This is a genomic window from Lentzea sp. NPDC051208, assembly GCF_040682435.1.
Taxonomy (GTDB): Bacteria; Actinomycetota; Actinomycetes; order Mycobacteriales; family Pseudonocardiaceae; genus Lentzea; species Lentzea kristufekii.
Window position 1 is genome coordinate 310082 of the sequence record NZ_JBFBAW010000009.1, and the last position, 23885, is coordinate 333966.

The 23885-nt window shown below is 68.8% G+C and carries 25 protein-coding genes; 15 read left to right on the plus strand and 10 right to left on the minus strand.

Features of this window, described 5'->3' with window-relative positions; all coding sequences use genetic code 11:
* Positions 1 to 99: 99 nt before the first annotated feature.
* The 5 genes from AB0M48_RS23975 to AB0M48_RS23995 all read left to right on the plus strand — a co-directional run bounded on the left by AB0M48_RS23975 (position 100) and on the right by AB0M48_RS23995 (position 5200).
* On the plus strand, positions 100 to 759 hold the full coding sequence (locus AB0M48_RS23975) for a copper homeostasis protein CutC (RefSeq protein WP_363845862.1): 660 nt from the start codon (positions 100 to 102) through the stop codon (positions 757 to 759).
* A 79-nt stretch (positions 760 to 838) separates the two neighbouring features.
* Positions 839 to 2116 (plus strand): extracellular solute-binding protein, encoded by a 1278-nt coding sequence (locus AB0M48_RS23980; RefSeq protein ID WP_363845864.1) that lies wholly within the window; start codon positions 839 to 841, stop codon positions 2114 to 2116.
* A gap of 2 nt (positions 2117 to 2118) precedes the next feature.
* A complete protein-coding gene (locus AB0M48_RS23985) occupies positions 2119 to 3003 on the plus strand; it encodes a sugar ABC transporter permease (protein WP_266041987.1) in 885 nt (294 codons plus the stop codon).
* Positions 3000 to 3833 (plus strand): carbohydrate ABC transporter permease, encoded by an 834-nt coding sequence (locus tag AB0M48_RS23990; protein WP_245777631.1) that lies wholly within the window; start codon positions 3000 to 3002, stop codon positions 3831 to 3833. Before AB0M48_RS23985 ends, AB0M48_RS23990 begins: the two co-directional genes overlap by 4 nt.
* Entirely contained in the window at positions 3830 to 5200 is a 1371-nt protein-coding gene (locus tag AB0M48_RS23995; protein ID WP_363845866.1) for a beta-N-acetylhexosaminidase, read from the plus strand. Before AB0M48_RS23990 ends, AB0M48_RS23995 begins: the two co-directional genes overlap by 4 nt.
* Here AB0M48_RS23995 and AB0M48_RS24000 read toward each other — a convergent pair whose 3' ends face one another.
* Both AB0M48_RS24000 and AB0M48_RS24005 read right to left on the minus strand, forming a co-directional pair.
* Positions 5201 to 5431, minus strand: coding sequence for a PspC domain-containing protein (locus AB0M48_RS24000; protein ID WP_030480632.1), 231 nt, complete (start codon positions 5429 to 5431; stop codon positions 5201 to 5203).
* 84 nt (positions 5432 to 5515) lie between these two features.
* Positions 5516 to 5899: a VOC family protein gene (locus tag AB0M48_RS24005; protein WP_363845869.1), complete on the minus strand. Its 384-nt coding sequence runs from the start codon at positions 5897 to 5899 to the stop codon at positions 5516 to 5518.
* A gap of 29 nt (positions 5900 to 5928) precedes the next feature.
* Here AB0M48_RS24005 and AB0M48_RS24010 point away from each other — a divergent pair, with 29 nt between their 5' ends.
* The 9 genes from AB0M48_RS24010 (at position 5929) to AB0M48_RS24050 (ending at position 15067) form a co-directional block, all read left to right on the plus strand.
* Positions 5929 to 6759: a MoxR family ATPase gene (locus tag AB0M48_RS24010; RefSeq protein WP_363845871.1), complete on the plus strand. Its 831-nt coding sequence runs from the start codon at positions 5929 to 5931 to the stop codon at positions 6757 to 6759.
* Positions 6756 to 7730, plus strand: a complete 975-nt coding sequence (locus tag AB0M48_RS24015; RefSeq protein WP_363845872.1) for a VWA domain-containing protein — start codon at positions 6756 to 6758, stop codon at positions 7728 to 7730. The genes AB0M48_RS24010 and AB0M48_RS24015 overlap by 4 nt, the downstream gene beginning before the upstream one ends.
* Positions 7723 to 8814 (plus strand): XdhC/CoxI family protein, encoded by a 1092-nt coding sequence (locus AB0M48_RS24020; RefSeq protein WP_363845874.1) that lies wholly within the window; start codon positions 7723 to 7725, stop codon positions 8812 to 8814. Before AB0M48_RS24015 ends, AB0M48_RS24020 begins: the two co-directional genes overlap by 8 nt.
* 80 nt (positions 8815 to 8894) lie before the next feature.
* Positions 8895 to 9428 carry a (2Fe-2S)-binding protein gene (locus tag AB0M48_RS24025; protein WP_258947081.1) on the plus strand — a complete coding sequence of 178 codons (534 nt, stop codon included), beginning with the start codon at positions 8895 to 8897 and terminating at the stop codon, positions 9426 to 9428.
* A complete protein-coding gene (locus tag AB0M48_RS24030) occupies positions 9425 to 11851 on the plus strand; it encodes a xanthine dehydrogenase family protein molybdopterin-binding subunit (RefSeq protein ID WP_363845876.1) in 2427 nt (808 codons plus the stop codon). Before AB0M48_RS24025 ends, AB0M48_RS24030 begins: the two co-directional genes overlap by 4 nt.
* Positions 11848 to 12672, plus strand: coding sequence for a xanthine dehydrogenase family protein subunit M (locus AB0M48_RS24035; RefSeq protein WP_363845878.1), 825 nt, complete (start codon positions 11848 to 11850; stop codon positions 12670 to 12672). The genes AB0M48_RS24030 and AB0M48_RS24035 overlap by 4 nt, the downstream gene beginning before the upstream one ends.
* Entirely contained in the window at positions 12669 to 13265 is a 597-nt protein-coding gene (locus AB0M48_RS24040; RefSeq protein WP_363845880.1) for an SRPBCC family protein, read from the plus strand. Before AB0M48_RS24035 ends, AB0M48_RS24040 begins: the two co-directional genes overlap by 4 nt.
* 140 nt (positions 13266 to 13405) lie before the next feature.
* Complete coding sequence (locus tag AB0M48_RS24045) at positions 13406 to 14383, plus strand: CapA family protein (protein ID WP_363845882.1); 978 nt, start codon at positions 13406 to 13408, stop codon at positions 14381 to 14383.
* A gap of 135 nt (positions 14384 to 14518) precedes the next feature.
* Entirely contained in the window at positions 14519 to 15067 is a 549-nt protein-coding gene (locus AB0M48_RS24050) for a Uma2 family endonuclease (protein WP_363845884.1), read from the plus strand.
* Here AB0M48_RS24050 and AB0M48_RS24055 read toward each other — a convergent pair.
* From AB0M48_RS24055 to AB0M48_RS24070, 4 genes are all read right to left on the minus strand, one after another.
* On the minus strand, positions 15057 to 15989 hold the full coding sequence (locus tag AB0M48_RS24055) for an o-succinylbenzoate synthase (RefSeq protein ID WP_363845886.1): 933 nt from the start codon (positions 15987 to 15989) through the stop codon (positions 15057 to 15059). The two genes, AB0M48_RS24050 and AB0M48_RS24055, sit on opposite strands and share 11 nt — an antisense overlap.
* 8 nt (positions 15990 to 15997) lie before the next feature.
* Entirely contained in the window at positions 15998 to 16429 is a 432-nt protein-coding gene (locus AB0M48_RS24060) for a GerMN domain-containing protein (RefSeq protein ID WP_363845888.1), read from the minus strand.
* Positions 16430 to 16512: 83 nt separating this feature from the next.
* A complete protein-coding gene (locus tag AB0M48_RS24065) occupies positions 16513 to 17889 on the minus strand; it encodes an ATP-binding protein (RefSeq protein ID WP_363845890.1) in 1377 nt (458 codons plus the stop codon).
* The gene (locus AB0M48_RS24070; protein WP_363845892.1) at positions 17886 to 18569 is read right to left on the minus strand and encodes a response regulator transcription factor; all 684 of its coding nucleotides are present in this window, start codon (positions 18567 to 18569) and stop codon (positions 17886 to 17888) included. Before AB0M48_RS24070 ends, AB0M48_RS24065 begins: the two co-directional genes overlap by 4 nt.
* Before the next feature lie 129 nt (positions 18570 to 18698).
* Here AB0M48_RS24070 and AB0M48_RS24075 point away from each other — a divergent pair, with 129 nt between their 5' ends.
* Entirely contained in the window at positions 18699 to 20210 is a 1512-nt protein-coding gene (locus AB0M48_RS24075; RefSeq protein WP_363845894.1) for a trypsin-like serine protease, read from the plus strand.
* On the opposite strand, the gene phnE is transcribed toward AB0M48_RS24075, so the two are convergent.
* Genes phnE through AB0M48_RS24095 form a run of 4 tightly spaced genes read right to left on the minus strand, consistent with a single transcriptional unit; the run spans position 20128 to position 23835 of the window.
* Complete coding sequence (phnE, locus tag AB0M48_RS24080) at positions 20128 to 20931, minus strand: phosphonate ABC transporter, permease protein PhnE (protein ID WP_363845896.1); 804 nt, start codon at positions 20929 to 20931, stop codon at positions 20128 to 20130. The two genes, AB0M48_RS24075 and phnE, sit on opposite strands and share 83 nt — an antisense overlap.
* Positions 20928 to 21545: an ATP-binding cassette domain-containing protein gene (locus AB0M48_RS24085; RefSeq protein ID WP_363845899.1), complete on the minus strand. Its 618-nt coding sequence runs from the start codon at positions 21543 to 21545 to the stop codon at positions 20928 to 20930. Before AB0M48_RS24085 ends, phnE begins: the two co-directional genes overlap by 4 nt.
* Positions 21545 to 22432, minus strand: coding sequence for a phosphate/phosphite/phosphonate ABC transporter substrate-binding protein (locus tag AB0M48_RS24090; protein WP_363845901.1), 888 nt, complete (start codon positions 22430 to 22432; stop codon positions 21545 to 21547). Before AB0M48_RS24090 ends, AB0M48_RS24085 begins: the two co-directional genes overlap by 1 nt.
* On the minus strand, positions 22432 to 23835 hold the full coding sequence (locus tag AB0M48_RS24095) for an FAD-dependent oxidoreductase (protein ID WP_363845903.1): 1404 nt from the start codon (positions 23833 to 23835) through the stop codon (positions 22432 to 22434). Before AB0M48_RS24095 ends, AB0M48_RS24090 begins: the two co-directional genes overlap by 1 nt.
* Positions 23836 to 23885 lie beyond the last annotated feature (50 nt).

Consider the following 23885-nt stretch of genomic DNA (forward strand, 5'->3'; position numbering starts at 1 on the left):
GCGGGATGCAGGCGAGCAGATACAGCCTCTGACGCGCCGGACGGCCCGTGCGCTCCCGATTCACGAAAGCACATGCCGAAGACCGTTATGGTCTAGACCATGCCGATTCTCGAAGTGATCGCACTGGACGCGCAGGACGCCGAGGCCGCACAGGCCGGCGGCGCCGACCGGCTCGAACTGGTCGCCGACATGGCCTCGGACGGCCTCACGCCGTCGGTCGCCACCTTCAAGGAGGTCCTCGCGGCCGTCGACATCCCCGTGCGCGTGATGCTCAGGGACGCCAAGGGGTTCGCGCCCGCCGACCTGAAGGAGTTGCGCCGGAGGGCGGCCGAGCTCAGGGAGGCGGGCGCCACCGAGTTCGTCCTCGGCTTCCTCGACGCCGAAGGCGAGATCGACGAGGGCGTCACGCTCAACCTCGCCGCCGAACTGGCGGGATGCGCCTGGACCTTCCACCGCGCGCTCGACAACTCCCACGACGTCTTCCGGTCCTGGGCGACCGTGCAGACCCTCGGGTGCGACACCGTGCTCGCCGCGGGCAGTGCGAAGGGTGTCGAGGACGGCATCGAGAACCTGAAGAAACTCGTCACCCAGGCCCCGCCCGCACTGCTCGTCGGCGGCGGGCTGCAGGCCCGGCACGTTCCGGAACTGCTGGCCGCGGGCGTGAACGGATTTCACGTTGGTAGCGCCGTTCGTCCGTCCGGATGGGACTCACCGGTCGATTCGGCATCAGTTCGGGAATGGGTCAATCGTCTGGTCTAGACCCTTGCCCTTCGCCGTTCTACAGTCACGTTGCTCAATGTGAAATGGCTGTTGCACTATATGCAATGCGGAGGGCGCGATGAGGCTGAAGGCACTTGTGGCCGTGCTGGGCGTGGGCGCGGTGGTCGCCTGCGCACCGGTGCAGTCAGGTCCGACGAGCTCGGGCACGGACGAGCAGACGGGACAGCTGCGGGTCTGGCTGTTCGACGAGGTCAACCGCGGCCCCAAGGAGGCCGTGGTCAAGGAGGCGATCTCGGAGTTCCAGGGCAAGCACAGCGGCGTCACCGTCGACGTGCAGTACATCCAGGTGTCCAGCCGGGCGGAACGCTTCAAGGCCGCCTTCAGCGACCCGAAGAGCGCCCCGGACGTCGCCGAGTTCGGCAACACCGACCTCGCGGGCTACGTCTCCGCTGGCGGCTTCTCGGAGCTCGACCTGAGCAAGTGGGACGAGTCGAAGGACCTGGTCCCGACGATCCTCGACACGGCCAAGGTCGACGGCAAGACGTACGGCGTGCCGTGGTTCGTCGGCGTGCGCGCGCTGTACTACCGCACGGACGTGTTCACCGAACTCGGCCTCAAGCCGCCGGCGACGCTGGACGAGATCGCGCCGCTCGCCCGTGAGATCCGGCAGAAGAAGCCGGAACTGATCGGCATCTCCGCCGGTGGCAAGTACCTGTTCGCCGCGCTGCCCTTCATCTGGGCGCAGGGCGGGGACATCGCCAAGTCCGACGGTGGCAAGTTCACCGCCGCGATCGACAGCGCCGAGTCCAGGGCCGGTGTCGCCAAGTACACCGAGCTGATCAAGGACGACATCTGCCCGCCCGCCACCTGCGCGGGCAACGGCGGTGACGCGAGCGTCGAGGCGTTCCGCGCGGGCAAGGCCGCGATGACCATCGGCGGCGACTTCAACCGCAAGTCCGTCGACGCCTCCAGCGCGGCCGGCAAGTACGGCGTCGTGCCGCTGCCCGGCAAGACCAAGGACTCGATCGCTCCCGCGTTCGCCGGTGGCAACCTCCTCGGCGTCATGAAGGGCACGCAGCGCAAGACGCTCGCCACCGAGTTCACGCAGCTGCTCGCGTCGAAGAAGTACCAGCAGAAGATGTACGCGGCGATGGGCAACCTGCCGACGTTCACCGACGTGCAGAAGCAGGTCGCGGAGTCCGACAAGTTCCTGGAGCCGTTCACGAAGACCCTGCAGGCCGGCACGAAGTTCGTCCCCGTCACGCCGGCGTGGGCGAAGATCGAGGCGCAGACCGTGGTGCCGACGATGCTCCAGGAGATCGTCACCGGCGCGAAGAACGTCGACACGGCCACCGCCGACGCCGCCAAGACGATGAACGCGGCCTTCACGTCGTGAGCATGACCGCCAAAGGCCAGGGGCGGACCGCGTTCGCCTACCTGGCTCCAGCGCTGCTGGTCCTCGGAGGCCTGCTGGCCTACCCGATCTACCAGCTGGTGCTCATCTCGCTCTACGACTACGGCCAGGAACAGGTCAGCGGCGGCGCGCCGCTCGAGTTCCTCGGTCTCGGGAACTACCAGAACCTGCTGGGCAACCAGCAGTTCTGGGGTGTGCTCGGGCAGACCGTCGCGTTCGCGGCGGTCTGCGTGGTCGGCACGTTGCTAGTGGGCGCTTTTCTCGCGATCCTCGCCACGAGGGTCCGCACCTGGGTCCGGATGACGTTGTTCCTGGCGGCGCTCGGCGCGTGGTCCACGCCCGCCGTCGCCGGCTCGACGATCTGGCTCTTCCTGTTCGACGCGAACTTCGGGTTCGTGAACGAGGTCCTGGGCATCCAGGGCTTCTCCTGGACGTTCGACAAGTGGACGGCGTTCGGACTCGTCGCCGCACAGGTGATCTGGTGCTCGTTCCCGTTCGTCATGGTGACGCTCTTCGCGGGCATCAAGGCGATCCCGGGCGAGGTGCTGGAGGCCGCGGCACTGGACGGCGCGTCGGCGTTCCGCACGGCGTGGAGCGTCACGCTCCCGCTGCTGAAGCCGATCATCCTCGTGGTGACGATCCAGTCGATCATCTGGGACTTCAAGGTCTTCACGCAGATCTACGTGATGACGAACGGCGGCGGCATCGCCGGACGCAACCTCGTCCTCAACGTCTACGCCTACCAGCAGGCGTTCGCGGCGTCGGAGTACGGCCTGGGCGCGGCCATCGGTGTCGTGATGACCGTGCTGCTGCTGGGAATCACGATGTTCTACCTCCGCGCGCTGCGGCGGTCGGGGGAGGTCCTGTGAGGCGCTGGCTGACCGAGGGCTTCGTCCTCATCATCGCCGCGGTGGTCGCGTTCCCGCTGTTCTGGATGGTGCTGTCCGCGTTCAAGCCGGAGGACGAGATCATCTCGGCCGACCCGGTGCCCTGGACGACGCGGCCGACGCTCGACAGCTTCACGCGGGCGCTGACCGTCGCGAACTTCGGGCGCTACTTCATGAACAGCATCATCGTCGCGTTGATCGTGGTCGCCCTGAGCATCCTGATCTCGTTCCTCGCGGCGACCGCGCTGACCCGCTTCCGGTTCCGCAGCCGCACGACGTTGCTGATCATGCTGCTGGTGGTGCAGATGGTGCCGGTCGAGGCGTTGACCGTGCCGCTGTTCTTCCTGATGCGGTCCGTCGGTGACAGCGTTCCGGTCTTCGGCCTGAACCACCTCGGCTCGCTCGTGCTGGTGCACCTGGCTTTCAGCCTGCCGTTCGCGATCTGGATGCTGCGGGGCTTCGTCGCCGCGGTGCCGGTGGAGCTGGAGGAGGCCGCCACCCTGGACGGCGCCTCGCGGTTCCGGTTCCTGTGGCAGGTGCTGTTCCCGCTCGTCGCGCCCGGCCTGGTGGCGACGTCGGTGCTGTCGTTCATCCACGCCTGGAACGACTTCCTGTTCGCCAAGACGTTCATCATCTCGGCCGTGGAGAACCAGACCCTGCCGCTGGCTCTCCAGGTGTTCGTCAAACCCGACCAGAACGATTGGGGCGCGATCATGGCGGGCTCCACCCTGATGACCATCCCTGTGCTGATCTTCTTCGTGCTCGTGCAGCGCCGGCTCGTGTCCGGGCTCGCGGGGGCGGTGAAGGGATGAACCTGCTGCCACGCCCGGTGTCCTACGTGGACGGTGGAAGGCTCTGCGCGTACAAGGGCTGGGAGACCGTCCTCGTCGACGGTCCTCCCGGCGGCTACCGGCTGCTCTCGTCCGACGACGGTGTGCTGATCGAGGCCAGCGACGCGGCCGGCGAGATGAACGCGCTGCAGACGTTGCGGCAGCTGCTCGGCGCCCAGGCGTTCCGGGCCGCGGGGGAGAAACCGTCGGTCATCCCCGCGTGCGAGATCGTCGACTACCCGCGGTTCCAGTGGCGTGGCGTGATGCTGGACGTCTCGCGGCACTTCCTGCCCAAGCGGGAGGTGCTGCGGTACGTCGAGCTGCTGTCGGTGCACAAGCTCAACGTCCTGCACCTGCACCTCACCGACGACCAGGGCTGGCGCTTCGAGGTGAAGCGCTACCCGAAGCTCACCGAGGTCGGGTCGTGGCGGGAGGACTCGCGGTTCGGCGACCGGCGTTCCGCGGGCATGAAAGGCCGTCCGCACGGCGGTTTCTACACGCAGGAAGACCTGCGGGAGATCGTCGAGTACGCACGGGCGCGGCACGTCACGGTGGTTCCGGAGATCGACATCCCCGGTCACTCGCAGGCGGCGATCGCGGCCTACCCGGAACTGGGCGTGCACGGCGGTGGCGTCTGGACCGACTGGGGCGTCAACGAACGCGTGCTCAACACCGACGAGTCCACAGTGGACTTCTACCGGAACGTGTTCGACGAGCTGATGGACGTCTTCCCCGCGGAGATCATCGGGCTCGGCGGCGATGAAGCGCCCGGCCACGAGGACGGCGTGCTGGTCCGGGCCGTCGCGGAGCACATCGTCAGCAAGGGCCGGCGGCCGTACGGGTGGGACGAGGTCCTGGACGCCCGTCCGCTGCCTGCCGGCACGGTCGTCGCGTCGTGGCGCGGCGTCGAGGGCGGCATCACGGCGCTGGGCGAGGGGCACGACGTGGTCATGTGCCCTGAGCAGCACGTCTACCTGGACTACCGGCAGTCGGATTCGCCCGGCGAACCGATTCCGGTGGGAACGGTGACGACGCTGGAGGACGTCTACGCGTGGGAGCCGGTGCCCGAAGGGCTCACGGGCGAGGAACCCGGACGGCTGCTGGGCGCGCAGGCGAACATCTGGACCGAGCACCTCGACTCGGCCCGGCGGGTGGACTACGCGGCGTTCCCGAGGCTGGCCGCGTTCGCCGAGGTCGTGTGGTCCCCGGCGGAGAAGGATCCCGGGTTCGTGCGGCGGCTGCGGGAGCACCACCTCCCCAGGCTCGACGCCCTGGGGGTGGAGTACCGGCCCCTCAACGGTCCCCACCCCTGGCAGCGACTACCCGGTGTGCCCGGTTTTCCACGGTGATCACATCGCGGCGTCTTCCTCGGGCATGAGGATCCAGGCGGCGACGTACAGGAGGGCTCCGGTGCCGAACCCGAGCAGCGTCGCCGCCACGAGGATGATCCGCAGGATCGCGGCGTCCACCCCGATCATCTTGGCGACGCCGCCGCAGACGCCGGCGAGCATCTTGTCGCTGCGACTCCTACGCAGCTTCTTGACCTGGGCTGTCGCGTCGTTGAGCACGTTGTTCGTCATGCACCAAGACTCGCCGTTCTCCGGCTCCGGCACATCGGTGACCACCCCGAACCCGACCCTGATCCGGGGTGGTCACCCCAGGGTTCAGTCGAGGCAGAACTCGTTGCCTTCAACGTCCTGCATCACGATGCACGACTCGTTCTCCTCGTCGGCCTCCATCACGCGCACGCACACCGCGCCGATCGCCTCCAGCCGGGCACGCTCGGCCTGGAGCGCGGCGAGGCGTTCCGCGCCGACGAGCCCGGTGCCCGCCCGCACGCAGACGTGCACCCGGTTCTTGACGACCTTGCTCTCGGGAACGCGCTGGAAGTAGAACCGCGGGCCCTCACCCGTCGGGTCGGCGACCGCCGACCACGAACCGTCGCTCTCCGGCGGAGCGTCGTACCCGAGCACCTGGCTCCAGAACTCGGCGACGCGCACGGGTTCGGCACAGTCGAACGTGATCTGTACTTTCCTGATCGACCCCATCCGCCCAGGTTAGCCGTACCCTGAGGCCCATGCAGTCCCCCGAGGAACTGGCGTCAGGGCTCGACGGCGCGGGGTACCTGCCGGACGGCGGGATCGCCACGGCGGCGTTCCTCGCGGTGCGGATGGGACGGCCGCTGTTCCTCGAAGGCGAACCCGGCACCGGCAAGACCTCGCTCGCGCTCGCGCTGGCCAAGTCGATGGACGTGCCGCTGATCCGCCTGCAGTGCCACGAGGGCATCGACGCCACGCAGGCCCTGTACGACTGGGACTACCCGCGCCAGCTCATGCACCTGCGCGTGCTGGAGACGCGCGGCGAGGTGGACGAGGCGTCCCTCTACACACGACGGTTCCTGCTCGCCAGACCACTGCTTCAGGCGTTGGAGAGCGCACCGTGCGTGCTGCTCGTCGACGAGATCGACCGGGCGGACGACGAGTTCGAGGCGTTCCTGCTGGAGGTGCTGTCCGAGAACGCGGTCAGCATCCCCGAGTTCGGCGAGATCAGGGCGACGACGCCACCGCTGACCGTGCTGACCTCGAACCGGACCCGCGAGGTGCACGACGCGTTGAAGCGCCGCTGCCTCTACCACTGGCTGGAGCACCCGTCGCTGGAGCGCGAGGTCGCGATCCTGCGCCGCACCCTGCCCGGCCTCGACGAACGGCTCGCCGTCCGGGTCGCGGAGGCCGTGCAGAAGATGCGAGGGCTCGACCTGCTGAAGCCGCCGGGTGTCGCGGAGTCGCTGGACTGGGCGCGGGCGTTGCAGGCGCTGGGCCGCGCGGAGCCGGACACGACGACCCTCGGAGCGGTCCTGAAGTACCGGGAGGACGCGCAGCGCGTGATCGGGAGCACAATCGTGGGGTGACGGAAGCCTGCGTCGGGTTCACGCGCGTCCTGCGGGGCGCCGGACTGCAGTGCGGGCCAGATCGCGTGCAGGCGTTCCTGCGGGCCACCGAGCACGTCGACCTCTACTGGGCCGGGCGCCTCACGCTCTGCGCCGACCCGGACGACCTGCCGCGCTACGACGCCGCGTACCGGGCGTACTTCGGCGGCACCCCGCCCCGTCCGCGCACGAGGATCGAGCTCGACTCGATGACCGTCGGCGTGGCCGCGTCCGACGTGGAAGTGCTGAAGCACAAGGACATCTCCGAGTTCGACGCCGCACCGTGGATCGCCCGGTTGCACCCGCTCCCGCCGCGCAGACGCTCGCGCCGGCTCCGCAAGGCCCGTCGCGGCCGGATGGACCTGGCCCGCACGGTGCGCGCGATGATCGAGACCGGCGGCGAGATCGCCCTGCCGCGGCATCGTCGGCGAGGCTCCAAGCCACGCCGGCTGGTGCTGCTGATCGACGTCTCCGGCTCGATGGCGGCCTACTCCGACGCGCTGCTGAGGTTCGCGCACGTCCTTGCCCACGCGATGCCCGTCGAGGTCCGCACGATCGGCACCCGGCTGACCCGCGTGACCCGTCAGCTCCGGGAACGCGACCCCGAACGGGCTTTGCGGGCAGCCGGGCGGGCGATCCCCGACTACGAGGGCGGCACCCGGCTCGGTGACGCGTTGCGGCGGTTCAACCAGCAGTGGCGGCAACGGGGTGCGGTGGTCGTGCTGTTCAGCGACGGCTGGGAACGCGGCGACCCGAGCCTGCTGGCGACCGAGATGGCGAGGCTGAGACGCGTGAGCCACAAGGTCATCTGGGCCAACCCGCACGCGGGCAAACCGGGTTACCGGCCGGTGCAGAGCGGTGTGGTGGCGGCGCTGCCGCACGTCGACACGATGGTCGCGGGCCACAGCGTGCACGCGTTGGAAGAACTGCTGAAGGAGGTGCGCCGTGCGTGATGTCCTCTACGACCTCGCCGAACGGGTGGCGAACGGCGAGACGGTCGGGGTCGGCACGGTGGTCGCGACCTTCAGCTCGGCGCCCCGGCCCGCGGGTGCGGCGATGCTCGTGACGCAGGACGGCGAGGCCGTCGGCAGCGTGTCCGGCGGGTGCGTCGAGGGCGCTGTCTACGACCTGGCGCAATCGTTGGACACCCCGGTTCTGCAGCGGTTCGGAGTCAGTGACGACGACGCGTTCGCTGTCGGGCTGACCTGCGGCGGGATCATCGACATCTACGTCGAGAAGATCGACGCCAGCACGTTTCCCCAGCTCGGTGAAGTGGTGGAAACGGTCCGCGCGGAGGAACCTGTCGCCGTCGCGACGGTGATCGAGCACCCGGACGGCATCGGCCGTCGCATGGTCATCTGGCCGGACCGCCGTGACGGCAGCCTGGGCAGTGCGCGGATCGACGACGCCGTCGCGGACGACGCGCGCGGGATGCTCGCGTCAGGACGCAGCGGCGTGCTGCGGTACGGGCCGGACGGTCAGCGGCGTGGCGAGGGCATGAGCGTCTTCGTGAACTCGTTCGAACCGCCGCCGCGCATGCTCGTGTTCGGAGCGATCGACTTCGCCGCCGCGATGGCCCGGCTCGGCGCGTTCCTCGGCTATCGCGTCACCGTCTGCGACGCACGACCGGTGTTCGCGACGCGCAGCCGGTTCCCCGAGGCGGATGAGGTCGTCGTCGCCTGGCCGCACAAGTACTTGCAGGCCGAAGCGTCCAAGCTCGACGAACGCACGGTCATCGCGGTGCTGACCCATGATCCGAAGTTCGACGTGCCGCTGCTGGAGGTCGCGTTGCGGCTCAAGGTCGGTTATGTGGGAGCGATGGGATCCCGCCGCACGCACGAAGATCGCCTACAACGGTTGCGGGAAGCAGGCTTGACCGAAGGTGAGCTAGAGGCTTTGGCCTCGCCGATAGGCCTGGATCTGGGTGCGCGGACGCCGGAGGAGACGGCGGTGTCGATCGCCGCGGAGATCATTTCCTTGCGGTGGAAGGGAAGCGGCCGACGTCTGGTCGATCTTGGTGAACCGATCCATCACTGATCGGGTTGTTGAACCCCGCGAACAGGGAGCAAGCTTGAGTGACCCTCGTCACTCACGGCCCACCACCCTGGGAGGGGTCAATGCACATCTCGGTCAACGTCGACGGAGTGACATACGCCGACGAGGTCGAACCCCGCCTCCTGCTCGTGCACTACCTACGGGAGCGATTGAGCAAGACCGGCACCGTGGTCGGTTGCGACACCGGCAACTGCGGCGCCTGCACCGTCCACCTCGACGGCCACAGCGTGAAGTCGTGCCAGATGCTCGCCGTGCAGGCGAACGGGCACGAGGTCACCACCATCGAAGGCCTCGCTCGCGACGGCAAGCTGCATCCGGTGCAGGAGGCGTTCCACAGCAACCACGCTTTGCAGTGCGGTTTCTGCACGCCCGGCATGATCATGCAGGCGATCGACCTGCTCGCCGACGAGTCCGACCCCGACGACGAGACCGTGCGCAAAGGCCTGGAGGGCAACCTCTGCCGCTGTACGGGCTACCAGAACATCGTGCGCGCGGTTCAGGACGCCGCCCAGCGGATGAAACCCGGCGCAGGACCCAAGCAGGAACAGCACAGCGACGAGCACATCAGCTCCAAGCAGCCGGTAGGTGGCGAATGACCGCCACAGCGGAACCGGAGATCGGCAAGGCCAGGCTCCGCAAGGAGGACGCCCGGCTGATCACCGGCCAGACGAGGTGGACCGACAACCTCCAGCTGACCGGCATGCTGCACATGGCGGTGCTGCGCAGTCCCGTCGCCCACGCCCGCATCACCAACATCGACGTCGGCCGCGCGACGGCGATGCCCGGTGTGGCCGTGGTGCTGACCGGTGAGCACTTCGCCGCCGAGCAGGGCTCTCTGCCGTGCGCGTGGCCCATCACCGAGGACATGAAGTCGCCGCCCGCACCCGCCATGGCCGTCGACCAGGTCAACTTCGCCGGCGAGGCCGTCGCTCTCGTGATCGCCGACAGCGCCTACCACGCCGCGGACGCGCTGGAAGCGATCGATGTCGACTACGACGAGCTCCCGGTCGTGCTCGACATGGAAGAAGCCTTGCGGGACAACGATCTGGTGCACCCGGATCTCGGCACGAACAAGTGCGCGACGTGGATCTTCGACTCCGCCGAGGCCGGGGTGGGGACGAACGTCGAGGACGAGATCGCGTCCGCCGAGGTCGTGATCGAGCGGACGTTCCGGCAGCAGCGGCTGATCCCGGCGTTCATGGAACCGCGATCGGTCGTCGTGGACACGACCGCGGGCATGTTCACCGTCTGGTCGGCGACGCAGATCCCGCACATCCTGCGCTGGATGCTGTCCGCCGTCACGGGCATCTCCGAGCACAAGCTCCGCGTGATCGCGCCGGACGTCGGCGGCGGGTTCGGCGGCAAGCTCCAGGTCACCCCGGAGGAGCTGCTGTGCCTGCTGGTCGCCCGCCGCATGGGCCGCCCGGTGAAGTGGACGGAGTCGCGCACCGAGTCGATGCTGTCCGCGCACCACGGCCGCGACCAGATCCAGAAGATCACGCTGTCCGCCCGCCGCGACGGCACCGTGACCGGCCTGAAGGTCGAGCTGCTCGCCGACATGGGCGCCTACCTGCGCCTGGTGACGCCGGGCGTGCCGATCCTGGGCGCGTTCATGTTCAACTCGATCTACAAGTTCGCCGCCTACCGGTTCGTCTGCACCAACGTCTTCACGAACAAGGTGCCCACGGACGCCTACCGCGGCGCCGGACGGCCCGAAGCCACGTTCGCGATCGAGCGGATGATGGACGAGCTCGCGGTCGAGCTCGGCGTGGAGCCGATGAAGATCCGCGAGATGAACTGGATCAAGCACGAGGAGTTCCCGTTCGACACGGTCGCCGGCCTGACCTACGACTCCGGCAACTACGAGGCCGCGACGGCTCGCGCGATGGAGCTGTTCGGGTACGACGAACTGCGCGAGGAGCAGGCGAGGCGTCGTTCTTCCGGTGACGTGGTCCAGCTCGGCATCGGGATCTCCACCTACACCGAGATGTGCGGCCTCGCGCCGTCCCGCGTGCTGGGCGCTCTGCGTTATGCCGCAGGCGGTTGGGAGACCGCGTCGATCCGCATGCTGCCCACCGGCAAGGTCGAGGTCATCACCGGCACCTCGCCGCACGGGCAGGGCCACGAGACGGTCTGGTCGCAGATCGTCGCCGACAAGCTCGGCGTGCCGTTCGACGACGTCGAGGTGCTGCACGGCGACACGGCGACGTCGCACAAGGGCATGGACAGCTACGGGTCGCGGTCCTTGGCGGTCGGTGGCACGGCGCTGGTGCACGCGGCGGACAAGGTGCTGGCCAAGGCGCGGACGCTGGCCGCGCACATGATGGAGTGCGACGAGGCGGACGTGGAGTTCGCTTCCGGCTCGTTCTCCGTCCGCGGCACGTCGACGGCCCGTTCGCTGGGTGACGTGGTGCTGGCCGCGCACGTCGCGCACGACCTGCCCGAGGGCATGGAACCCGGCATGGACGCCGACGCCACGTTCGACCCGGACAACTTCTCGTTCCCGCACGGAACCCATTTGTGCGCAACGGAAGTCGACACCGAGACGGGCATGGTGCGCATCAGCCGGTACGTCGCCGTGGACGACGTCGGCACCGTCATGAACCCGTTGATCGTCGACGGTCAGGTGCACGGCGGGCTCGCGCAGGGCATCGCGCAGGCGTTGTACGAAGAGGCCACGCACGACGAGATGGGCACGCTGACGACGGCGACGCTCGCCGACTACCTCGTGCCTTGTGCGGCGGATCTGCCCGCGTTCCTCACGGACCGCACGACCACACCGGCGACCTCCAACCCGTTGGGTGCCAAGGGAGTCGGCGAGGCGGGCACGATCGCCTCGACGCCTGCCGTGGTCAACAGCGTGCTGGACGCCGTGCGGCACCTGGGCGTCCGGGACATCGAGATGCCGATGTCGCCGGAACGGGTGTGGACCGCGCTGCAGGGTCGTCCGGACCCCGGCGCGGGTGACGTGGCCGCTGGTGGGCTCGGTTCGATCGACGCGCAGGGAGGACAGTCGTGATCCCGGCGGAGTTCAAGTACCTGTTCCCGTCCAGTGTGGACGAGGCCGTGCGGATGCTCGCCGAGGAGGGCGAGGACGCCAAGGTCATCGCGGGCGGGCAGTCGCTCGTGCCGGTGCTGCGCATGCGGCTGGCGGCACCCACGGCGTTGATCGACATCGGTGGCCTGACCGAGCTGACGGGCGTGCGCGACGACGGCGACTCGTTGCTCATCGGTGCCATGACCACGCATTACGAGGTGCAGCGCGATCATCTGGTCCAGGACCACGCGCTGTTGCTCCGGCTGGTCACGGACACGATCGCGGACCCGCAGATCCGGCACCGCGGCACGTTCGGCGGCTCGCTGTGCCACGCGGACCCGGCAGGCGACCTCCTGGCACCGGTGCTCGCCCTGGACGCCGTGATGATCATCGCGGGGCCTTCGGGACGGCGTGAGGTGCCCGCGGCGGACTTCTTCGTCGACTACTTCACGACGGCGCTGGCGCCCGACGAGATCCTGATCGACGTCCGCGTGCCGAAGTACACGGGCTGGGGTGCGCACTACGAGAAGCTCAACCGGGTCGCGCAGGCCTGGTCGATCGTCGCGGTCGCGGCGGCCGTGCAGGTGCGCGACGGGTCCATCGCCGCTGCTCGGGTGGGGCTCACCAACGTGGGTTCCGGGCCGTTGCGCGCCACCGGGGTCGAGGCGGCCCTGGTCGGGCAGCCGGCTTCTGCCGAGGCGATCTCGGAGGCGGCCCTGCGCGCGTCCTCCGGCGACGGTTACAAGGACAACCTGGCGCGGGTGCTGACCGGCCGTGCGCTGACCGCGGCGGTCGCGGGATGAAGTTGACGCACTCGTTCACGTCGCCGGCGCCCGCCGAGGAGGTGTGGGAGGCGCTGATCGACCCCGAGCGGGTGGCGCCGTGCCTGCCCGGCGCCACCCTGACCTCGGTGGACGGCAAGACGTTCAGCGGGGAGGTCAAGGTGAAGCTCGGCCCGGTGCAGCTGCTGTACCGGGGGAGCGGCGAGTTCGTCGAGATCGACCCGGTGTTGCGCCGTGCCGTCATGAAAGCCGCAGGTAAGGATGCCCGCGGCAACGGCACGGCATCGGCCGTGGTGACCTTCGTGGTCGGGGATTCGGTCGAGGTCGAGACCGATCTGTCGGTCACGGGCCGTCCGGCCCAGCTCGGTCGCGGCCTGATCGCCGAGGTCAGCGGCAGGCTCGTCGACCAGTTCGCGGAATGCCTGGCGAGCACGCTGGGATCCGTGGATCCTGACGAGGTGGCGCAACAGCAGCATCTCCGAGTGGTACCCGACGAGCCGATCGATCTGATCGACACGGCAGGCGTTCCGGTGTTGAAGCGCGTGCTGCCCATCGCGGCGGCAGCGCTGGCGGTCGTGCTGTTAGTGGTCCTGCGACGCAGGCGGCAGCGCTGAAGCGAGCGGTCCGGTGGCCGGCCTTAACGCTGACCACCGGCCTGCTGCTGTCCGCGTGCACCGGTTCGCCGGTCGTCATCACCTCGGCGCCCGCACCGCCGGCGTCGACCTCCCAGGGCCCGCCCGCGCCGCGCTCGTTCGTGCTCACCGCCGGCGGCGACATCCTGATCCACCCGGCGCTGACCGACCAGGCGGTCGCCGACGGAGGCGCGGCCGGGCGCGACTTCCTGCCGTTGTTCTCGGGCATCAAAGAGGCTCTGAAAGCGGACCTCTCCCTGTGCCACCTGGAAGTACCGCTGGGCCCGAAGGAGGGCCCGTTCTTCGGCTACCCGGCCTTCCTGGCCCCGCCCGAGGTGGCGAAGGGCCTGGTCGACGTGGGCTACGACTCGTGCTCGACGGCCTCGAACCACACGCTGGACCGCGGCGTCTCGGCGATCACGACGACGCTGGACGCGATGGACGCCGTCGGCCTGAAGCACACCGGCTCGTTCCGCACGCAGGAGGAATCGGCCGCGCCGCTGATCCTGGACGCGAACGGCGTGAAGGTGGCGCAGCTGTCGTTCACCTACGGCTTCAACGGCATCCCGCTGCCCCAGCCGTGGCGCGCGAACCAGATCAACGCGACCAAGATCCTGGCTGACGCACGAGCCGCTCGTGCCGCCGGCGCCGAGGTCGTCGTGCTGTCAGTGCAGTGGGGCAACGAGTACCAGCACGAGGCGACCGCGGACCAGAAGGCGCTGGCCCGGCAGCTGCTCGCCGACCCCGCCCTGGACCTGATCATCGGGACGCACGTGCACGTGGTGCAGCCGTTCGAGAAGATCGGCAACAAGTGGGTCGCGTACGGGCTCGGCAACGAGGTCGCCCGGCACGCTGAGCCCCGTGGAGTGACCGAGGAGGGGACGATCGCTCGGTTCAAGTTCGAGCAGGGGGCCGCCGGGTGGTCCGTGGTCGAGGCTTCGTACACGCCGACCCTGGTCGAGCTGGGGCCGCCGATCCGGCTCGTGGACCTGACTCGGGTGCCGGCTTCCGAGCGGCGGACCGAGGCGATCAACCGGACCGAGGGGATCGTGTTCAGCTTGGGTGCCGACAAGCAGGGGCTGGCTCGGGGCAAGCCTTAGATCGCTTGAAGGTGTGTACTTGTGAGCGGGATTGGAGCGCCTCCATGTGCGACGGTGGTGGAGACGGAAGGAGACGCAGTGACCGCTCTACCCGATAGGCCTCCGAGGCGTCTGCTTGCTGTTGCGGCGGGTCCGATGACCGTTGCTCAGTACGCCGCGCTCGGAGAAACCGAAGACGGCTATACGGAATTGGTGAACGGCCGTCTGATCATGTCCCCCAGCCCTCTTCGCAATCACGTCGCTGCCGGGGTCAACCTGGTGGTGCAGCTCGTAGAACAAATTCCCGACGACTTCGAAGTTCTGTACGACATAGACGTGAACCTGGAACTGGCCCCGCCGGGCAAGCCCGGCTACGTCCGGCGCCCGGACTTGGTCGTGGCCCGACGCAGTGCCGGTCGGAGGCAGAACGCTGAAGGCGGCCTCATCAGGGCATCAGAGGTTGTACTCGCTGTCGAGGTGTTGTCGCCGAGTTCGCGCCAGACGGACTATCGCGCCAAACGGGATGAATACGCGTGGGCCGGTATTCCGTTCTACTGGATCATCGACCTGGACGAGCCGGTCTCCTTGGCGCCTATGCACCTTGCCGGAGAGTTCGGCTATCAAGAGGCGCCTGCCGAGACCAGGGTCTACGAGGCTGTCGAGCCGTTCCCGCTGAAGATCCAGATTGATCGGCTCACTCACTGAGCTTGCTCAGCACCCTGTCGTACCGACTAATCCAGGCCTGCGTGATCACATCGTTCACGAACTCCTCGACGCGGTCCGGCACGGGTGGTTTTGCGAGCACCGGCAAGTAGCCGTCCACGGGCACGAGTGAATCGCTCGTGACATCCCCGTCCAGCAGCGGCAACGTCGCCAGCCCGCACGCGTAGTCGAGCTCGGGCAGTGCCGCCGCCAACGCCACCCCGGCCGCCATCCCGACCGAGGTCTCCAGCGCCGACGACACCACGCACGGCAGCCCACACGCCTCGGCCACCTCCAACGCCTTCCGCACGCCTCCGAGCGGTGCCACCTTGATGACCGCGATGTCCGCGGCCCCGGACACGGCCACCTTCAGCGGGTCCTCGGCCTTGCGGATCGACTCGTCCGCCGCGATCGGCACCGAGACCTTTCTGCGGACGGCCGCCAGCTCTTCCAGCGTGTGGCACGGCTGTTCCACGTACTGGAGTCCTGCGGCGGCCTTGTCCATGGCCTTGATGGCGGCGACGGCCGTGTCGACGTCCCACAGCATGTTCGCGTCGACCCGGATCGCGCCCTGAGGCCCCAGCGCGTCCCGCACCGCTTCGAGACGCGCGCAGTCCTCTTCCAGCGTTGACTCGGCGACCTTCACCTTGGCCGTCGAGCAGCCCGACCTGGCCACGATCTCGTGCGCCCTCTCAGGGCTGACCACCGGCACGGTGCAGTTGACGGGGATGCGGTCCCGCACCGGCGCCGGCCAGCCGTCGTTCGCGGCCTCCAGCGCGCAGGCGAGCCAGGCCGCGGCCTCGGCGTCGTCGTACTCCTCGAACGGGCAGAACTCGCCCCATCCGGCCGGTCCTTCGAACAGCAGTCCGGTGCGCCGGGTGATGCCGCGGAACCGGACGCGCATCGGGATGGAGTAGACGTGCACGGCCCGATTCAAGCGCACTTCTGGAACTCCAGCGAATGCCCGCCCCCACGCAGGTTCACCGTGCCGACCGGTTGAACGGCGAGCAACGTGCACACGATCTGCTGCACAGCGGGAGCGCTGAGCAGCGAGACATCGCTCGACAGGTTCACATCCAGGCCGTTCGCGACCCGGTCCACGGTGGCCGGCGCGGCGTCGAACGGCACCTCGGTGACCAGCCCGCGGTTCTGCTCGGCGTTGGTCGGGCCCTGTGCGAGCAACGCCACGACGTCGAACCCGCTCAGGCTGCCCTCCGGCCGCCCGACCGGCACGACCCTGCCGCCGGGGGAGACCCAGTAGAGCGACGGCGAGGTGTTCTCGACGGGGCCGGTGGGGGCTTCGAGGCCGGGGATCGGGTCGGTGGGGCGGATGCCGCACGCGGTGAGGACGGCGAGGACGAGCACCGCGAGCCCAAGCTCACGCAGGGGTCCCCTCCCGGGGGTCCCCCTGTTTTCATTCTCCCAGGCGGCACCGACAGTTTTCGGCCTCACGACGCACCGTCCAGCGGCAGCCGCAGCGTGAACAAAGCACCGCCACCCGGCCGGTTGGCCGCCACCAGAGTGCCGCCGTGCAGCCGCGCGTTCTCCCACGCGATCGCCAGCCCGAGCCCCGAGCCCTCCGACCGCCCCCGCGACGAATCGGCCTTGTAGAACCGCGCGAACACGTGCGGCAGGACCTCGTCGGGCAGGCCCGGCCCGGAGTCCGCCACCTCGATCACCAGCAAGGGCCCCACCACCGACAGCTCGACCGACACCGGCGGCGAACCGTGCCGCAGCGCGTTGCCGACCAGGTTCGCCACGATCACGTCCAGCCGCCGCGGGTCCAGCCGTGCGCGCACCCCGTCCGGCAGCGACGCGGACACCTCCGAGAAGCCGCGCATCCGCAAGCACGTCCGCACCACCTCGGCCACGTCGACGTCGTCGAGCGCGAGAGCCGCCGTGCCCGAGTCGAACCTGGTGACCTCGATCAGGTCGTTGACCAGCCGCGTCAGGTTCAACGTCTCCCGGTTCACCAGCCGCGCCGCCTGCCCCGCCACGCCCGGCAGCGAAGCGGTCTCGGCGTCCAGCACGTCGGTCACGGCCGTCATGGCGGCCAGCGGAGTCCGCAGCTCGTGCGACACGTCCGCCACGAACCGCCGTGCGTCGGCCTCCATCCGCCGCAGCTCGCCGACGTGGTGTTCCAGCGAAGAAGCCGTGCTGTTGAACGTCGACGCGACGGACGCCAGTTCGTCCCGCCCGCGCACCGGCACCCGAGCGGAGAGGTCGCCCTGCCCGAGCTGCCAGGCGGCCAGCTGCAGTTCCCGCACGGGCCGCAGCACACCTCGGGCCGCCAGGAAACCCAGTCCCAGAGCCAGGAGCAGCACGGCGCCGCCGATCAGCCACGCGTTGCGCGCCAGTTCGTCGACGAACTCGATCTCCGAGGTGAACGGCCGCAGCACGTACACCTCGATGCCCGACGGGGCGCCGGACGCCACCCGCAGCTGCATGCCCACGACGAGCCAGACGCTGTTCGCGTACGACACGCGCTGCCAGCCGACGCGTCCGGTCGACACGAGTGCACGCAGCTCCGCCGTGATCACGGACGGGTTCATGCCTCCCGCGGCAGTCCCGTTGCCGTAAGCCAACGCCTGGCCTTCACGCCCGGAGACGCGTGCGGCGACCCGTTCCAGGGTGGCGACGTCCACCGCCCGCGCGGGCAGCGGGTAGAGCTGCTCGACGCGGTTCGTGGTCTCGATGACGGCGTTGTCCTGGGCGCGCTGCACGATCGCGTCGCGTGCCCGCACGTACCCGGCACCGGCGACGGCCGCGGCGGTCACGATGGTCAGCAGGGCGAACGCGAGCAGCAGTCGCAGGCGGAGCGTCACAGCGGTCCGAAGCGGTAGCCGAAGCCCCGCACGGTCTGGACGTACACGGGCGCCGCCGGGTCGTCCTCGATCTTCGACCGCAGCCGTTGCACGCACGCGTCGACCAGTCGCGAGTCGCCGAGGTACCCCTGGTCCCACACGGAACTCAGCAGTTGCTGCCGCGACATCACGCGGCCGGGCGAAGACGAGAGCTCCAGCAGCAACCGCAGTTCCGTCGGAGCCAACGAGACCGGCTTGCCGAACCGCGTCACGACGAGGCCCTCGCGGTCGATCGTCAGGTCGCCGTGGCGCTCGGCCACGAACTCGGCGGTGACGGAGGCGGACGAACGGCGCAACACGGCGCGGATCCGGGCTTCCAGCACGCGGGCCTGGGCCGGCTTGGCCACGTAGTCGTCGGCACCGGCCTCCAGGCCCGCGACCACGTCGATGTCGTCGTTGCGCGCGGTCAGCATGATGATCGGGAGGTCGCCGGAGGCGCGGATGCGGCGGCACACCTCGAACCCGTCCACGCCCGGCAGCATCAGGTCCAGCACGACGACGTCGGGCGTGACGCTGACCAGCAGTTCGAGGCCTTCCTCACCCGTGCGCACCGCGTCCACGGTGTGTCCCTGGTAGGTCAGGGCGAGCGACAGTCCCTCGCGGACCGCCTCGTCGTCCTCGATCAGCAGTACGCGCGGCATGCCCTCCAGCCTTTCCGACGGGTCTCATGGGGACGTTCGTGCGACGTCATCGTTGCGCAACGACCGCCCGTGCGCAGTTGTTGCAGAGCTATCACGCCGTGCGGACACAGCTTCGACAGTCTCTGTGACATGCGAAAAGTGCTACTGGCGGTGAGCTTCGCGGCCATCGCGGTGATCACCTCCGTCACTCCGGCGCTGGCCATCAGAGGCGGCGCCGAGGCCCAGGCGCCGTACCCGTTCTCCGGCTCGCTGCAGCGGCCCGACTCGCCGCGCGCGGATGGCCACACCTGCGGCGTCACGCTGGTCGCGCCGGGCTGGGCCGTCACCGCGGGCCACTGCACCCGCAACAACCCCAGCCTCGCCCAGGTCGGCAGGCCGAAGAACTGGTCGGTCCGGCTCGGCACGCTCGACGCGGGCAGCGGTGGCGAGGTGATCGAGGTCGAGCGGTTCATCACCCATTCGCCCGATCCCGTCCACGACGGCGACATCGGCCTGCTGAAGCTGAGGAAGAACGCGAGGGCCAAGCCCGTCGCGCTGCCGTCGGCCCGGCCCTCCGAAGGCGCCGTGACGCGGATCCTCGGCTGGGGCATGACGTGCGACCGCCGTGCTCCCGAGTGCTATCCGCAGAAGCTGCGCGAGGCGGACACCGTGATCCAGCGGACCGCCGCCTGCGACGGCATCCACGCTGATCGCGAGTTGTGCGTCGGCGCGCTGGACGGCAGCGTCGCCGCCACGAACATGGACTCCGGCGGTCCCGCGCTCGTCCGCGACGGCGGCCGCTGGGTGATCGCCGGCCTCGTGAGCGGGTCGGGCGGTGACGACCGGCCGGTCATGTACACCGACGTCCACCACTTCAAGGGCTGGATCGACGACGTCGTCACCGGGAAGATCAACCCGCCGGACACTCCCGTCCCGAACCTCGAGGGCGCCGCGTCACTGGCAGGAACCTGCTCGGCGTCCGTGGTCAGGACCGATCACGGCAAGCCCGGCGACCAGGCGCTTCTGCTCACCAACGGCCACTGCGTCCCGGAACGCCCTGCGCCCGGCGAAACCTTGAGGGACGTCGCGGTCGCGCTGCGGGTGACCATCGGCGACCGTCAGGGTTACCAGCAGGCCAAGGCCGAGACGAGGCGTCTCGTCTCGGCGACCATGACCGGCACCGACACCGCGCTCTTCGAGCTCGATCAGACGTACGCGCAGCTGAAGGCCAAGGGCGTGAAGATCTTCAGGCTCTCGGACAGGTCAGCCAGGCCGGGAGAACGCGTCGACATCATCTCGTCGGGCAACGGCAAGCGCTTCAGCTGCACCATCGAAGCCGTCGTCCCGCACCTGCGCGAAGAGGGCTACACGCAGGACAACGCCTACCGGTACGACCCCGCGTGCACCCCGTCACACGGCGGTTCGGGCTCGCCGATCGTGTTGAAGGACGGAGTCACCGTCGTCGGCGTGCACAGCACCGGCAACGACAGCGGTGAGCAGTGCACCGCGAACAACCCGTGCGAGGTCGCAGCGGACGGCACGGTGACCGTGCACCAAGGCGCCCGCTACGGCCAGCAGGTCAAACACCTAGCCGCTTGCGCACCCAGCCAGAGGCCTGGTCGACCACAACCACGAGAAGCAGCACCACGAGGATGTGCGTGACCATCTCGTCGAACCGGAACAGCTTGATCGACTGGTTGATCAGGAAGCCGATCCCGCCCGCGCCGACCAGGCCGAGCACGAGCGACGACCGCACGTTCACGTCCAGCCGGTAGAGCAGAAGTCCCGCCAGGGAAGGCAGCACGGTCGGGAGCACCGCGTGCAGCGCGATCTGCGGACCGGACGCACCGGTCACCTTCAGCGCGTCGCGCGGCCCGCGGTCGCTCTCGTCCATCGCCTCGGCCCAGAGCTTGCCCATCACGCCGGTGTTGTGGAACACCAGCGCCAGCACCCCGGCGAACGGCCCGAGCCCCACCGCCGTCACGAAGATCAACGCGAACACCACGTCCGGCACCGAACGCAGGAACGACAACACCGCACGGGCCGCCTGCTGCGCCCACGCCGCCGACGTCGTCGCCCGGGAAGCCAGCAGAGCCAGAGCCAGGGCGAACGGGATCGAGAACGTGGTGCCGAGCAGTCCGATGTAGAGCGTGATCACCGCTGCTTCCAGCGACTTCCCGAGCACCGAGAAGTCCGGCGGCAGCGACTCGGCGAGGAAGTCGGCCATGCCCTCCCAGCCCTCGATCAGCGCGGCGGGCGAGAACTCCGTGGCCTGCCAGGCCAGCGCGTGCACGGCGAGGAAGACCGCCACCGCGACCCAGACGACGGGCGCGGGCCAGCGGCGGCGAGGAACCGCGAGCTTCGGTGAAGCCGTGACACTCATGCCGCCACCGTCGCCTTCATCTCCACCACGCGATGTGCGTAGGTGCCCGCGAGTTCTGGTTGGTGCAACACCGCCACCACTGCCATTCCCTGTTCTGCCAGGGCTTTGAGCAGCTCCATCACCTGCACCGCGGCCTGCGGGTCGAGCGCGGACACCGGTTCGTCGGCGAGGATCACGCTGGCGCGCTGGCACAACGCCCGCGCGATCGCCACGCGTTGCTGCTGCCCGCCGGAAAGCCGCGCACACCGTTCCAGCGCACGGTCCGCGAGCCCGACCCTCTCCAGGCAGCTCATCGCCTCTTCCCGGACGTCCTGCGGGAAGAAGAACGAGCGGTGCAGCGCAAGCCGTCTCAGAGCGCCGGAACAGACGTTGTCCAGGGCGCTGCGGCGGCCGACCAGGTGGATCTTCTGGAACACCATCGCGGCGTTCCCGCCCACCTCGATCTCGCCGCCGTCCGAGGTCTCCAGCCCGACCACGCACCGCAGCGCCGTGGACTTGCCCGAGCCGTTCGGCCCGAGCAGCGCCACGAACTCACCTGGTTCGACCGAGAGGTCGAAGCCGTCCAGCACGGTGCGGCCGCCGAACGACTTGCGCAGGCCGCGGATGGCGAGCATCAGACGTCCTCTTCCTGGAGCCCCAGCGTGGTCGCGAGGTCGAAGAGCACCTTGTAGGTGCTGTTGTCCACCTGGACGAGCGGTCCGGGCGGGGTGACGTCGAGGAACGCGCCGACCTTCTCGACGTCGGCCGGCGAGAGCTCCAGCAACGCCTTGCGCACCTTGTCCTTGAACGCCGGGTCGAGATCACCGCGCACGGTGATCGGGTCGTTCGGGATCGGCTCGGACTTCCAGATCTGGCGGAACTTCGACTCGTCGAACGTGCCGGCCCCCTTGGCGGTCGCCAGCTGCTGGCTGTTGATCTCGGCGGCGTCGACCTTGCCGTTGATCAGCGACAGCATCGCCTCGGGATGCCCGCCCGCGTAGTCGAGCTTCACGTCGGCGACGCCGTGCTTCTTCAAGCCGTAGCGGGGAAGCGCGTCACCGGACGCCGACCCGACGCTGCTCAGGGCGAGCGACTTGCCGGCCAGATCCTCGATCTTCTGAGCGGGCGAGTCCTTCGCGACCCAGATGCCGGCGGTGTAGCTGGTGAGCTTCCCGGAGCCGTCCGCGAACGACACCATGGGCTCCGCCTTGGCCTTTTGCGACGCGAACACGTAGCCGAGCGGACCGAACTGCGCGATCTCCAGCTTGCCGTTGCGCATCGCCAGCACCTCGGCCGCGTAGTCGTCGACGACCTGCAGCTCGACCTCGCACCCGAGCTTGGTGGCCAACGCCTTCGCGAGCACCTCGTAGGCGGGCTTGAGCTTCTCCGGGTCCTCGTACGGCTCGACGCCGAACCGCACCTTGCCGTCGTTCGGGCAGTCACCGCCGCTCGAAGCGGAGTTCGTGGTGCCACAAGCAGTCAGGGCCAACGCCGCAGCGAGAACAACGCCGAGGGTTCTCATCAAATCTCCTGGAGGAGGTCGTCGAGCACGGCCGGGGCGAGGCCGAGCGCGGTGGTCATGCCGATGCCGGAGGTGACCGAGACGGCCCTGGTGAGGGGAGCGGGCGTCGCGGTCAGGAAGGGTTCGGGGGCCGACGCGTAGATGCCGCGCCAGCGTTCGAGCACGTGCAGCGAGGGAACGCCGAGCAGCCGAGCCGTCTCGGTGAGCACCAGGTCGTCCAGGTCCTCGGACCGGTACGGGTCGACCGTGCGGCTGTAGTGATGGGTGTCGCCGATCGTCAGCGAGCCGTCGGGGAGCTGGGTGAACATGAGGTTCAGCCCGGCTTCGACCAGCTCGGGGTGGTCGTTCGTGAGGCGCTGCCGGACCTTCTCGATGCTCGGGCACCGCGCGAACGCGTCGTAGCGCAGCATCGAGAACCCGGTCAGCACGGCCGGGTCGATCACGCCGCCGTGCGCGACGCGCAGCATGCGCAGCTGGCAGCGCTGGATCTGGCGCTCTTCGGCGATCTCGGGGAAGAACCTGTCGACGTCGTGGCCGACTGCCACGACCGCCGCGCGGCATCGGATCTCGCCGCGGGAGGTGCGGACCAGGCCCGGCTCGACGGTGAGCACGTTGGTCGACCAGTGGAACGTGACGCCACGATCGTTCAACAACCTGGCGATCGCGTGGACGGCTTCGCGCGGGTTGACGCGGATGTCGAGGGGCAGGATGGCGGCGCCGAGGATCGAAGGATTGTTCAACAATCCTCCCGTTGGATCGTTGAACGATCCGACACTCGCATTGTTCAACGATCCCTCGCGTGCATTGTTGAACAATCCAACACTCGGCTTGGTCGAAGATGCGACCTGCGCGGTGTTCAACGATCTGGCCTGCGGATCGTTCAACGATCCAACCTGCGCGTTGTTCAACGATTCGACAGGGGGCTTCCTGGCCGGTTCGGCTGTAGAACTGTTCAACGATCCGCTCGTAGAATCGTTGAACGAACCCTGGCCTGGATCGTTGAACGATCCTTCGAGGGAATTGTTCAACGATCCGACACTGCGGTTGTTGAGCGATCCATGTGTAGAATTGTTGAACAATTCGACGTTGCGGATCGAGGCGAACTCTTCGAGTACCGCAAGTTCGTCCTCCTCGCGAGCCAAGACAAGCGACCCGGACTCGCGCAACCAGAACCCGGCCTCGCGAGCCAGCGTCAACCACTCGGCACGCGCAGCCATCGCGTACGAGAAAGCCACCCCGTCCTGAGTGGTGAAACACCCGTGCCCGAAGTTGCGCACAGAAGCCCCGACCGCGTGCTCGTCACGCTCGACCACGGCCACGGAAAGCCCTCGCTGCACGGCGTGCCAAGCGTGCGCGAGCCCGACGATCCCCGCGCCGACGACCACCAGGTCCACACTTGTCATGACAAGAACGATGAGCGGCGACGGAACCAGAGGCAATGGGTGTTCTGATG